A 12,321-nucleotide genomic window follows, 5' to 3' on the forward strand; every position below is an offset into this window, starting at 1 on the left:
CCTGCCTTCGCAGGAGCACGTTTACCTGAAATCGCCGGTGGCGTCAGCGGAATGCCGTCAGCTTTCCGTCATCGGCCAGGATATAAAGCGTGTTGTTCGCGACGATCGGCGACAGCGACATCGACCGGTCGAGATCGATTTCCGCCTGGATCTTGCCGGTCGTCGGATCGACATAGTTGAGGTCGCCATGGGTCGACACCAGCACCAGCCGCCCGCCCGCCAGCACCGGGCCGGTCCAGCGGATCGCCTTGTCCTTCTTCTTTTCCTTCTGCCAGCGGCGGAGCTGGCTGATCCAGCGGATCTTGCCCGTGGCGCGGGCGACGCAGAGCAGCTTGGCGTCGCTGGTGACGGCGAACACCCATTCGCCCACGACCGAAGGGGTCGAAATGCCGGCGATGTTGATTTCCCACAGACGCTGGCCGCTCACCAGTTCATAGCTCGCCATGCGACCGCCCTGGCCGATGGCGAAGACGCGGCCGCGGTCGATCACCGGATCGGCGTCGATGTCGGTCAGCGACGCCACGGCGGTCGAGATGCTGGTGCGCGAGAGCGCGTCGCCCCACAGCGTCCGGCCATTTTCATAGCGATAGGCGGTCAGCTCGCCCGAACTGTAGCCCGCGATCACCGTGCCCTGCGCGGCGGCGGGGGCGGCCACGCCGAAAATGCCGGTGACTTGCAGCGTGCCGCTGTCGGTCCACTGCACCTCGCCGTCGCTCTGGTTGAGGGCGAAGATCTGATTGTCCTGCCCCATCACATAGACATGGCCATTGGCGAGCGTCGGCGCGCCGCGCAGCGGGCCGCCGGGGCGCTTCTTCCACAGGATCGCGCCGCTGTTCGCATCCATCGCGGCGACATCGCCCACGCCGGTGCTGGCATAGAGCTTGCCGTCGATCACGCTCACGCCGCCGCCGAACAGGGCCCGGCCGCTGCCTTCGGCGGGCAGGGGCGTCTGCCACAGCTTCGCACCGCTCGCCGCGTCGAACGCAATCACCCGCGCCTCTGCGTCGATGACATAGAGCTTGCCGCCGACCACCACCGGAGCGGAGGCGAGGCGGGCCTGCGGCGTGCTGCCCGAAATGGAGGCGGTCCAGGCCTGCGACGGCGAAGCGCCCAGCGCCAGATTGCCCATGGTCTTGGCGGGGCTGCCGCCCGGCTGCGACCATTGGTCGTTCACATAGGGTTCGGGCAGGGTCACGGGCACGTCGGCCAGCGTCGGGTCGACCTCCACCCCCTGTTCATTGCTGAGGATCGAGGTGCGCTTGCCGACCACCGGGGTCTTGGGGCCGCCCTTTTTGCCGCCCACGATGCCGCAACCCGCCAGCAGGGCGATCATCATGGCCACGGTCAGCGCGCGGCCGGCGCCCGAAAATTTCGTCATGCTGTGCATTCCCATGCGCCCAATCATTCCTGTCCCGCCGCGACCGGCGTTTCGACTGCATCCACACCCAATAAGCCTGCCATCTGTCGCGCGCGTGAACGGATCGACTGGGGCACGTTCCTGTCCTTCGCCATGGCGGCGAACAGCGGCCCGGCAAGATCGGGCTTGCGCATCTTCATATAGGCGATGGCGACCAGTTCCCCGGCGCTGCCGAACCAGGGCGCGCCCTCGACGGCCAGGGGTTTCAGCCGGTCGACCACCTGCTGCGGAGCGAGGCTTTCATATTCCAGCGTGGTCTGGCGGATCAGCGCCAGGTCGCGATAGGGGCGGTCGAGCGAACCGTCATCCGCCATCGCCTTATAGGCGGCGATGGCGGCCTTGCTGTCGCCCTTGCGCGCGGCGGTGCCGGCCTTCACCAGCAGGGCGGAGGCGCGGAAGCCGGGCTGGCTCGCCTGGGTGAGCTTGTCCAGTTCCTTCGCATCGGGCGTGCCGCCGCCGACCGCCGTGGCGATCACCTTGTCCATTTCTTCCGACACGGCCTGCGACTGCGTCTTCGTATAATGCTGCCAATAGAGCCAGCCGGCGAAGGCCGCGAGGCCGATGACCACCGCCGCCACGATCCAGCGGCCGAAGCGCTGCCAGAAGGTCAGCAACTGGTCCTGCCGGACGGCTTCGTCGACCTCACGCATGAAGGCTTCGCTGTTTTGCGGCGTCAGGGCCACTTGGGTCTCCAGAAATTCGTCAGTTACGGCACGCGGAAGGCGCGATCATTAGCGGGGCTCTTGGCTCACGCAAATCACTTTTTGGGCCGATAGACCTGATCTTCGGTCGGAAAGTGCCGGTTCCGGACATCTTGCGCATAGCGGGCGGCGGCATTGCCGATGGTTTCCGCGATATTTTCATAACGCTTCACGAAACGGGGCACCCGTTCGAACATGCCCAGCATGTCCTCCGCCACCAGCACCTGCCCGTCGCAATGGGCCGACGCGCCGATGCCGATCACCGGCACGTCGACGCTGTCGGTGACGGTGACGGCGATGTCCTCCATCACCCCCTCCAGCACCATGGCGAAGGCGCCCGCCTGCGCGACGGCGCGGGCGTCGGAGATGATCTTCGCATGTTCCTCCTGGCTCTTGCCGCGCGCGCCATAGCCGCCCAGCGCGTTCACCGCCTGCGGGGTGAGGCCGATATGGGCCATCACCGGAATGCCGCGCTGGCTCAAGAAGCCGATGGTTTCGGCCATGGCGACGCCGCCCTCCAGCTTCACGCCCGCGCAGCCGGTTTCGGCCATGACGCGGCTGGCGCTGGCGAAGGCCTGTTGGGGAGAGGCTTCGTAACTGCCGAAGGGCATGTCGACGAGGACGACGCTGTGATAGCTGCCGCGCACCACGGCGGCGCCATGGGCGATCATCATGTCGAGCGTGACCGGCAGGGTGGAGGGGAGGCCGTAGATCACCTGGCCCAGCGAATCGCCGACCAGCAGCATGTCGCAATGCGGATCGAGCAGTTGCGCCTGCCGCGCGGTATAGGCGGTCAGCATCACCAGCGGCTGTTCCGTCTTCCCCTCGAACTTGCGGCGCTGGATGGCGGGCACCGTCAGGCGCTTCATCGGCGCGGGGGTGGGGTTGGCGCGGCTGGTCGACGTGTCGAGCGTGAAGGTCGTGGACATGGGATGCGCTCTACCGCAGCGGGGCGCGGGGCGCAAATCGGGGCCGTATCCAATCCGTTCAGGGCGGCATTGAAAAATGCGGGGAGCGACAGGGCCGTGTCGCTCCCCGCAGGGGGTGAACATCGTTGGATGCCAGCCCCTATCGAGAGGCCTTGGGCATCGTCAGAACGAGAATTTGATCGTACCGCCCCAGGTCTGCGGGTCGCCGGGCTGACCGGCGATCAGGCCGGTATTGCCCGGCGCGACCTGGAGATTTTCGATATAGTTCACGTCGAAGGCGTTGCGGACCCAGCCGAAGATGTCGAACCCTTCACCCCGGAAGCCGGCGCGGAAGTTGGTCAGGGCATAGCCCTTCACCTCCGTGTAGATGGACGGCGAGGCGTTGGAGTTCCAGTGCGACCGGTAATTGCCGTCGACGCCCAGATAGAGCTGGCCGTCCTTGTCCAGCAGCGTGACCGGAATGTTATATTCCGCGCCGTAGGAGAAGGCCCATTTCGACACGCCGGGGAGACGCTCGCCGGAAATGTCGACAAATGGGGGGCTGACCTGATTGGCCGTTGCTGCCGATCCGGGTGTGCCGGTGTAGGTGCACCTGCCGGTCACCGCAATCCCGGTGCTCGACCCGCCGCTCAGTTCCGGCGGCGGCGGCGCGTTGCAGAACTTCACATATTTGGCATCGGTGTAGGCGCCGTTGGCATAGGCGGTGAAGCGGTCGCTGGCGACGACCTTGAAATCTGCCTCGATACCCTGGGACCGTACCTTGTCGGCGTTGGCGAGATAGCCGCGCGTCGTGCCGAACTGGCCGCCGTTCACCGTCGCCTGGAAATTCTCGATCTCCGTGCGGAAGGCGGTGAGGTTGAAGGTCGCCCGACGGTCCCAGAACTGGGTCTTCAGGCCGACTTCGAAATGGTTGACCCGTTCCGGCTTCACCGTGCCCACGGCATAGTTCACCGTATTGTCCGAATTGAGCGGCAAGCCATTCTGGTTGATGCCCAGCGTCTTGAAGCTCTTGGCATAGGTCGCATAGGCAAGGATGTCCTGCGCGATCTTGTAGTTGACGTTGAAATCGTAGGTGAAGTTCCAGGCGCTGTCGGACGGCGCGCTGAGTTGCGGCTGGTAGACGCCGCACTGCGCCGTCAGCACGGCATTGCCCTGCGTCGCGGTGGGTGCGCAACTGTTGATGACCGCTCCGGAGCCAGTGGTGACCACGCGCTGGTAGAAGCCCGACTTCTTGTCGTAGTTCAGGCGCGCGCCCGGCTGGATGGTCAGGGCGTCGGTCACCTTCCAGCTCAGCTGGCCGAACAGCGCCGCGCTGGTGCTCTTGAGCCATTGCGTGTTGGTCGCGGTCAGCCCCTGAAGGATGCTTGGATTCCCTGCATTCGCGCCGGTCAGGCTCCAGCGGCTGGCGTCTGCGCCCTGCTGCTCCGTGCCCTGCGTGTCGATCCGCTGCTTGAAGCCGAACAGGCCGACCACGAAGTCGATCTTCTGGCTTTCGTAATTATAGCGGAATTCCTGGCTGTACTGGTCCTGCTGCGAGGGGTTCTGCGATTTCGAAACGACCGACAGGCCGGTGAAGTCGCGGTCATTCTCCGGCTTCCAGTCCCAGAAGCGCCACGCGGTGACGGAGGTCAGCGTGCCGGGGCCGACATCCCACTTTATCCTGGCGGAGACGCCGCCGATCTTGTTGCCAGCGTTCAGGTTGCTGTCGAGATCGGTCAGCCGGTCATAAGGATTGCGGCTGGGCACGGCATAGTTGCGGCCCGGATAGGCGGGGTTCGGATTGGCGTTGATCGCCTTGACCAGCTCATCATATTGGCGCGTGATCGGGCGCTGCGTCGTGCCCACCCGCACGAACACGGTGCCGCAGCATTCCGGGTCCTGTTTGCTGTAGTCGCCCGACAGGGTCAGGCTGAAATTGTCGGTCGGCTTGAACAGCAGTTGTCCGCGAATGCCCAGATTGTCCTGCTCGTTGATCCAGCGGTCGCTGGTGACGTTGTAGATCGTCCCCCGGCGGCTGGTCGCGGCGACGGCGATGCGGGCGGCGATCGTGTCGGACAGCGGCCCGGAAATAGCGGCCTTCGCCTGCTTGTAGTTGAGGTTGCCGACGGTCAGTTCGGCGCGGCCCTCGAAATCGAAGGTCGGCTGGTTGGTCGTGATGTTGATCGCGCCGGCCGTGGTGTTCTTGCCGTAGAGCGTGCCCTGCGGACCGCGCAGCACTTCGACCTGGGCGACGTCCAGAAAGTCGAAGGTCGCGGCGGCGACGCGGCTGTTATAGACGTCATCGACATAGATGCCGACGCCCTGCTCGAAGCCGTCGCTGGTCAGGCCGAACGGCACGCCGAGGCCGCGGATGTTGACCGAGGTGTTGCGCGGGTTGGTGGTGTAGACCTGAAGCGTCGGCGCCAGTTGCTGGAGCTTCACGACGTTGAAATTGCCGGTCGCCTCTATGCTGTCGCCGCGGATCACGGAGATCGCCAGCGGCACCTCCTGCGCGGTTTCCGCGCGGCGGCGGGCGGTGACGATGATCACTTCCCCGCGGGCAGTGGCTTGTTCGGCGCTGTCCGCAACGGGTTGAGCCGCGTCCTGCGCAGATGCGGTGGACGCAATAAAGGATGCGCTCGCCACGCCGGCGAGCAACAGAAAACGCGCAATCATTGTATATTCCCCTTCCGGATGTCCGGTGAATGTTGATCGCGGCCCCTGCGGTGATCCGCTCAAAGCCGTTGGTCTGGGAATGGAAAATGTGGCCCACCCCTTGCCACCTGTTATCCGGCCCTTTGCGGGCCTTGTTCAGCAACCCTGAATCTTCTTGCTCCCCCCGCTCTTGTTTCAGGCGGTGAGGCGCGTCTTTTCCGTCACGTCGATCTGCACGACGCGTGCGTCATGCACGGTCAGCGTGACAGATCCGAAACGAAGCGCCTCCAGCACGCTGCGCACCTTTTCGATGCTGACCGCAATGTCGTGGCGCTGCCCGTCACTGCGGCCGTTGCGGGCGAATTCAATCGATCGGTTTTCACTCATAAACACCTCTTAGCCGCTCTTTATCTCAACTGTATTGATAGACAAAAAAGCAAATATAAGGGGCGCTCAAGTTTCTCTTGTCGCGCCCCAAAAGCATCGTTCGGAAAATGGGTCCGGTTTTTCCGTAAAAACGATGCGATAACAAAAACTATAGATTTAGCCGTTGACCCGCAGCGCCGCCAATCGCCGCTCCTGATGCGCCAGCGGGATGGCGGGCCGTAACTGGCGCATTGCAGAAGCCTGCTCATGCGCATTGTCGATCAGTTTTTCGAGCAGAGCCTGGCCGAAGCGCCATTCGCCCAGGCCCGAATCCGCATTGATATGGCCGCAAAAGCCCGCATCGACAAAGCTGCTGCCCCAATTCTTGCCGATGCTGTGGGCGCGTTCGAAGAAGATATAGGGATCGTTGCGGCTCGCCACGACGATCGAGGGAAAGGGCAGTTGCGCGCGGGGCGTGGGGCCGAAGCCGCCGATCGTCTCGGGCGTTTCCATCCGGTCGCAGTCGGGCGGCGCCACCAGCAGCGCGCCGGTCACGGGCCAGCCATAGGCCTGGCTCTGCAAGGCGCCCCACCAGGCGACCGCAAGGCAACCCAGGCTGTGCGCGGCCAGGATGATCGGCCCCTCCGCCGCCCGGATCGCGGCGTCCAGCCGCGTGACCCAGCTATTGCGGCTGGGGCTGGCCCAGCTTCCCAGGTCGACCCGCTCGCAATCACCGCGCGTCTTTTCCCACAGCGTCTGCCAATGACCCGGCCCGCTATTGTTGAGACCCGGTATGGTCAGCACGACCGGCTGGCGCGCGTCTCCCGAATGTCCGAATCGCTCCATGGTCAAATCCTCGTCCTATTGTCGAGGGAGAGATAATTCTATTTATCCGGTAGACAATGGTCAAGCGGCAAAATGTGTCGGAATTTGGGCAACCCGATTCATCTGAGGTTCATATAGTGGAAAGGGTCGGGGACTACCACCTTTGCGCCGCCCGAAACCGCCGGAACGCCCCTTACCAGGGGTAGATCAGCCCATAATAGTGAAAGACGCTGCGGCCGTAAGCGTCGTCATAATCGGGTCGTTCGTCCGGCAGATGGCGGGGCGCCTGGTCCAATATGTCCCTGGCCAGGTCCACCACATAGCCGCCCTTGTCCGTGTCGTAGCTCAGCATCGACCAGGGCAGCGGATAATGATCGTTGCCGATGCCCAGGAAGCCGCCGAAGGACAGCACGGCATAGCGGACCTGCCCGCTGCGCTTGTCGACCATGAAGTTGGAGATGTGGCCCAGCCGCTCCCCCTGGCGGTTGTAGACGGTGGTGCCTTCGATCCGGTCGGATGCGATCAGGTCGCCATGATTTTCCCTCGCCATGTCAGACATCGTCACTCTCCTGCGAAGAAATCGCGTTATGCTGACCGAACCAAGGGGGGCCGGGCGGGTTCCCCGGGGCAGACGAGATGATATGCGAACAGGAGGACGGTCATGAAGATCAATCGCAGCGGATCGGCGGTATGGAGCGGCGGCCTGAAGGACGGCAAGGGCGCGATCTCGACCCAGAGCGGCGCGCTGGATGCGCATCCCTATGGCTTTGCGATGCGCTTCGAAGGGGTGCCGGGCACCAATCCCGAGGAGTTGGTCGCGGCGGCCCACGCCTCCTGCTTCACCATGGCGCTGTCGCTGATCTTGGGCGAAGCGGGGCTGACGGCCGAGAAGATGGAGACCAATGCCGTCGTGACGCTGGAACAGCAGGAAGGCGGCTTTGCCATCACGGCGAGCAAGCTGAGCCTGAAGGCGACCATCCCCGGCGCGGACGATGCGCGGTTTCAGGAACTGGCCGCCAAGGCGAAGGCCAATTGCCCCGTGTCCAAGCTCTTGAATGCGGAGATCAGCCTGGACGCGGAACTGCTAGGCTGAAGGCGTGCGCCTGGCGTGGACATGTTCGCGCCAGGCGATGTACAGGCCGCTCCCCACGATCAGCGCCGCACCGATCCACGTCGTCGCGATCGGCCAGTTGCCCCAGATCGCCCAGCCGAGCAGCGTCGTCCAGACGATGGAACTGTAGTCCATCGGCAGCACCACGGAAACGGGGGCCCAGCGCAGCGCCGCGGTCATGCAGATCTGCGCGATGCCGCCGGTCACGCCGATCAGCAGCAGCAGGCCCCATGTCATGGCGTCATGGGCCTGCCCGTGGAACAGCATCGCCACGCCCAGCGGCGGCAGGGAGAGGAGGGTGAACCAGAAGACGATCACCCCGGCGCTTTCCGTGCGGCCCAGTTCGCGCAGGACCAGGCTGACGCAGGCGGTGACGAAAGCCGCGGCGAGCGCGACCGCAACGCCGATGGCGGGGAAGTGCCCGGCATCCGGCCGGACCATCACGATCACGCCGAGAAAGCCGATGAGCACCGCGCTCCACCGGTGGATGCCGGTAGCCTCGCGCAGGATGAGGGCGGACAGGATCGTGCCGAAGATCGGCATGGTGAAGCCGATGGTCACCGCTTCCGCCGGCAGCAGCAGGATATAGGACAGGAAGTTGAGCACCATGCCGGTCAGGCCGATGATCATGCGGGTGGCATGGACGCCGATGCGTCGCGTGCGGATCGATCCCATGCCGCTTGTCATGGCGATCCAGGCGAATACCACCGGCAGCGCCAGGGCCTGGCGGTAGAACAGCGATTCCACCACATGGACGCCGCGCGCGTCGGCCAGCCTGACAGTCACGAACATGATCGAAAGGCAGATCACCGCGACCAGGCGCAGGCCGATGGCGGTGAACGGACGATGCGGGCGATTGGATGGGGGTGGGGGCGGCATGCGAACGCCTTAGCCCCGCTGCGGGAGGACGCAACCGCCCAAGGAGGGATGGACGGGTCCGGAATGCGGGAAATTGGCCAATTCAGGACCTTCCCCTCCCGCAAGCGGGAGGGGTTAGGGGTGGGCGCGAGCGCAGCGAGCTTCCAGCTTAGCCGTTGAAAATTCACGCTGATGCCGCGCCAACCCACCCCCTAGCCCCCTCCCGCCTGCGGGAGGGGGAATGTTCTGATTCCACCCCAATCAGCCGTTCGGCGTGTTAAGGAGCGTGCGGCGTTAAATCGGACGCAGGCCGCGCTTCAGCTTTCCGTGTCGCATCCTTTCAAGCAGAACCGGTTGCCGTCCTTCGACGGGCTCAGGACAGGTTTTTCTGCACGATGCCCCCCATTTGTCCGCGCCGTTTCACTTCACCGGTTTGCGAAAACGCAGCGTCATCCGGTCGCTTTCCCCGATGGCGAGATATTTCGCCTTGTCGACCTCTCCATTGCGCAGGGTCGGCGGGAGCGTCCAGACGCCCTTTTCCCAGTCGGCCGTGTCCTTGGGATTGGCGTTGACCTCCGACGATCCGGCATATTCGAAGCCGGCCGCTTCAGCGAGGCGGCGGATGGTCGATACCTTGAGGTAGCCGCTGGTCTTCTCCAGCGCCGTATCGCGCCCTTCGGGCAGGCGATGGTCGACGATGCCCAGCGTCCCGCCCGGCTTCAGCAGGTCGTAAAAGGTCTTGAACGTGGCCGTTTCGGTCCCGCCCATCACCATATTGTGCACGTTGCGGAAGGTCAGCAGCGTGTCGACGCTGCCCGCCGGAATGAGACCGGTCTGGTCGGGGAAGGGGACGACCTTCACCTTGTCATAGACATCCGGCTTTGCCGCGAGGAACGCCTTGTAGCCGTCCAGAGAGCGGCCGGTTGGCTGGAGCGCGTAGAAGGTGCCCTTTTCGCGCAGCAGCGGCGCCAGGATTTCCGTGTACCAGCCGCCGCTGGGCGCATATTCGACCACTGTCTGGTCCGGCTTCACCCCGAAGAAGGCAAGGGTTTGGGCCGGATGGCGGTAGGTGTCGCGAGCGGCATTGGCCGGGGTGCGGCTGGGGGCGGCGACCGCGGTCGCGATAGGATCGGCCGCCTGATGATGGTGCGCATGCTGCGCGGCGAGGGGAAGCAGCGGCAGGGACAGGCCGGTCAGCAGCAGGGCGGCGCGGGCTAGACGGTTCATCGGCATTCCTCTCTTTCTGGGGAATGTCCGATGTGCCGGTGATGCAGGCTGTGCGCAAGCGGGCCGGCGGGAAATGTGTCCGCCGGCAGCAGATTGTTGCAATATGCGCTTATGGGCAGGTCGTTACAGGCAGGCTTCCAGGAAAGGCTGGTCGAAGCCGAACTGCCGCGCCTTGTCCAGCGTGTAGGGACGCAGGCCCATGGAACGATATTCCCCGATGATCTTCCCGCTGTCGTCCTCGTCATGATATTCGAACTTGAACAGTTCCTGGGTGACGATGACGTCGCCTTCCATGCCGATCACCTCGGTCACGTTGGTGACGCGGCGGGAGCCGTCGCGCAGTCGCTTCACCTGCACGATCAGGTCGACGGAGTCGGCAATCTGCTTGGAAATCGCTTCCTTGGGGATCTTGATGTCGCCCATCAGGATCATGTTCTCCATACGGCCGAGGCATTCGCGCGGGGAGTTGGAGTGGAGCGTGCACATGGACCCGTCATGGCCGGTGTTCATCGCGGCGAGCAGGTCGAAGCACTCCGCGCCGCGGATTTCGCCCAGGATGATGCGGTCGGGGCGCATGCGCAGGGCGTTCTTGACGAGGTCGCCGATGGTGATCGCGCCCTGGCCCTCCAGGTTCGGCGGGCGGGTTTCCAGCGGCAGCCAGTGCGGCTGTTGCAGGCGAAGTTCGGCCGCGTCCTCGATGGTCAGCACGCGCTCGCCCGGGTCGATCATCTTGGAGAGGGCATTGAGCATGGTCGTCTTGCCCGAACCCGTACCCCCCGAAATCACGATGTTGAAGCGGCAGGCGCCGGCGATCTTCAGCGCCGTGCACATCTTCTGGCTCATCGCGCCCCATTGGGCGAGCATATCGAGCGTGATCGGCTTGGCGGAGAATTTACGGATGGAGATGGCGGTGCCGCGCAGGGATAGCGGCGGCACGATCACGTTGACGCGGCTGCCGTCGGGCAGGCGGGCGTCGGCCAGCGGCGTGGTCTGGTCGACGCGGCGGCCGACCTTGTTGACGATGCGCTGGGCGATCTGGAACAGATGCTCTTCGTCGCGGAACTTGATGGGCGCGATCTGGAGCTTGCCCTTCTTTTCGATATAGGTCTGCTCCGGGCCGTTGACCATGATGTCGCTGACGTCCGGATCGGCCAGCAATTCCTCCAGCGGGCCCAGGCCGAGCAGTTCGTCCACCAGCACCTTTTCCAGCGCGAACTGCTCGCGGCGGTTGAGGGTCAGCTTCAGTTCCGCCAGCACCTCCATGATGATCGGGCGGAATTCCTCGGCCAGCTCATCCTTGGTCAGCGTGGCGGCGGCTTCGGGATCGACGCGCTCCAGCAGGCGGGGGAGCACCTGCTCCTTGATCTTGTGGACCGAGGCTTCGAACCCCTGCGGTCCGGCATCGGCGGCATGTTCGGCATTGGCGCGATCCGACAGGCGCTGCATCGCGTCGGCATTGCGCTGCATCTGGCTTGTGGGCGCGGAGAGCGGATCGAGCGGGGCTTCCGGGGGCAGGGCCGTCATGTCCAGGGGCGGGAACTGCTCGCCGCCCTTGATCTCTTCCTTGGGCGCGCCTCCCTGCATCGGTCGGGCAAGGCCGAAACCCGGCTTGATGCCCGCAGGTCCATTTTTCCGTCCAAACGCGCTCATAATTCTCCGCCGAAATGATGTGCATCAGCCATGGTTGTTAAAGGTGAATAGCGTGGAAACTTTGATAAATGGCTAATGCGTCGGGTGGCCGGGCGCCGCAGCGGGGCGGGGCCTGCTTGGGCATTCGAATGGCGTCTGCGTTCGGCTGGCGGGAGGACGATGCTTGCCCACAAGATGCGAACTGTTGGCGTGGTGGCTGACATCCAGTCTTCAACGATAGGGCATTTCGGTCGTTGATGATCCTGATGAGAGCCATGTTCGGCCAGTCTGGAATGCCAAAGGGCCCCGTTCCGACTTGGAACGGGGCCCTTTGGCTTTTAGCAGCGGTCAGATTCGGCTTGTCAGCCGGCATGTTCCGCAAGGACGGTGAGGCCCTTTTCGTTCACCTCGGCAAAGCCGCCGCGGACCGGGATGATTTCCGGGGCGGCGCCGGCGTTGGCGAAGATCTGGATTGTGCCGTCACGGACGGTCGACATGAAGGGCGCATGGCCCTCCAGCACGCCGAAGTCGCCATCGGTGCCGGGGACGACCACCTGATAGACCTCTTCCGAGCGGACGAGCTTTTCCGGGGTCACGAGTTCGAAATGCAGTGCCATTCTTCGA

12 protein-coding genes are annotated in these 12,321 nt (G+C 64.3%); 1 reads left to right on the forward strand and 11 read right to left on the reverse strand.

Translation table 11 applies throughout. From position 1 onward, the window contains the following. Positions 1–43: 43 nt before the first annotated feature. The 7 genes from A8G00_RS11595 to A8G00_RS11625 all read right to left on the reverse strand — a co-directional run bounded on the left by A8G00_RS11595 (position 44) and on the right by A8G00_RS11625 (position 7,431). A complete protein-coding gene (locus A8G00_RS11595) occupies positions 44–1,393 on the reverse strand; it encodes a PQQ-binding-like beta-propeller repeat protein (protein ID WP_172451847.1) in 1,350 nt (449 codons plus the stop codon). Between the two features lie 8 nt (positions 1,394–1,401). Beyond that, positions 1,402–2,100 (reverse strand): tetratricopeptide repeat protein, encoded by a 699-nt coding sequence (locus A8G00_RS11600; RefSeq protein WP_025549908.1) that lies wholly within the window; start codon positions 2,098–2,100, stop codon positions 1,402–1,404. 74 nt (positions 2,101–2,174) lie between these two features. Beyond that, the gene (gene panB, locus A8G00_RS11605) at positions 2,175–3,047 is read right to left on the reverse strand and encodes a 3-methyl-2-oxobutanoate hydroxymethyltransferase (RefSeq protein ID WP_048577961.1); all 873 of its coding nucleotides are present in this window, start codon (positions 3,045–3,047) and stop codon (positions 2,175–2,177) included. Positions 3,048–3,209: 162 nt separating this feature from the next. After that, entirely contained in the window at positions 3,210–5,702 is a 2,493-nt protein-coding gene (locus A8G00_RS11610) for a TonB-dependent receptor (protein ID WP_103000744.1), read from the reverse strand. 174 nt (positions 5,703–5,876) lie between these two features. After that, positions 5,877–6,068, reverse strand: coding sequence for a YezD family protein (locus A8G00_RS11615; RefSeq protein ID WP_025549910.1), 192 nt, complete (start codon positions 6,066–6,068; stop codon positions 5,877–5,879). A 156-nt stretch (positions 6,069–6,224) separates the two neighbouring features. After that, on the reverse strand, positions 6,225–6,893 hold the full coding sequence (locus A8G00_RS11620) for an alpha/beta hydrolase (RefSeq protein WP_025549911.1): 669 nt from the start codon (positions 6,891–6,893) through the stop codon (positions 6,225–6,227). A gap of 172 nt (positions 6,894–7,065) precedes the next feature. Continuing rightward, a complete protein-coding gene (locus A8G00_RS11625; RefSeq protein WP_099186347.1) occupies positions 7,066–7,431 on the reverse strand; it encodes a PRC-barrel domain-containing protein in 366 nt (121 codons plus the stop codon). Positions 7,432–7,533: 102 nt separating this feature from the next. Between A8G00_RS11625 and A8G00_RS11630 the strand changes: the two genes are divergently transcribed. After that, a complete protein-coding gene (locus A8G00_RS11630; protein WP_044661757.1) occupies positions 7,534–7,965 on the forward strand; it encodes an OsmC family protein in 432 nt (143 codons plus the stop codon). Here the strand turns inward: A8G00_RS11630 and A8G00_RS11635 are convergent. The 4 genes from A8G00_RS11635 to A8G00_RS11650 all read right to left on the reverse strand — a co-directional run bounded on the left by A8G00_RS11635 (position 7,957) and on the right by A8G00_RS11650 (position 12,314). After that, positions 7,957–8,862 (reverse strand): DMT family transporter, encoded by a 906-nt coding sequence (locus A8G00_RS11635; protein WP_061940166.1) that lies wholly within the window; start codon positions 8,860–8,862, stop codon positions 7,957–7,959. The genes A8G00_RS11630 and A8G00_RS11635 overlap by 9 nt on opposite strands. 399 nt (positions 8,863–9,261) lie before the next feature. Further along, complete coding sequence (locus tag A8G00_RS11640) at positions 9,262–10,068, reverse strand: class I SAM-dependent methyltransferase (protein ID WP_103000765.1); 807 nt, start codon at positions 10,066–10,068, stop codon at positions 9,262–9,264. Between the two features lie 123 nt (positions 10,069–10,191). After that, positions 10,192–11,718, reverse strand: coding sequence for a CpaF family protein (locus A8G00_RS11645; protein WP_025551234.1), 1,527 nt, complete (start codon positions 11,716–11,718; stop codon positions 10,192–10,194). 341 nt (positions 11,719–12,059) lie between these two features. Further along, positions 12,060–12,314 (reverse strand): ATP synthase F1 subunit epsilon, encoded by a 255-nt coding sequence (locus A8G00_RS11650; RefSeq protein WP_044661760.1) that lies wholly within the window; start codon positions 12,312–12,314, stop codon positions 12,060–12,062. Positions 12,315–12,321 lie beyond the last annotated feature (7 nt).

The sequence above is a fragment of the Sphingobium sp. SA916 genome, from assembly GCF_002894065.1.
GTDB classification, from domain to species: Bacteria; Pseudomonadota; Alphaproteobacteria; order Sphingomonadales; family Sphingomonadaceae; genus Sphingobium; species Sphingobium fuliginis.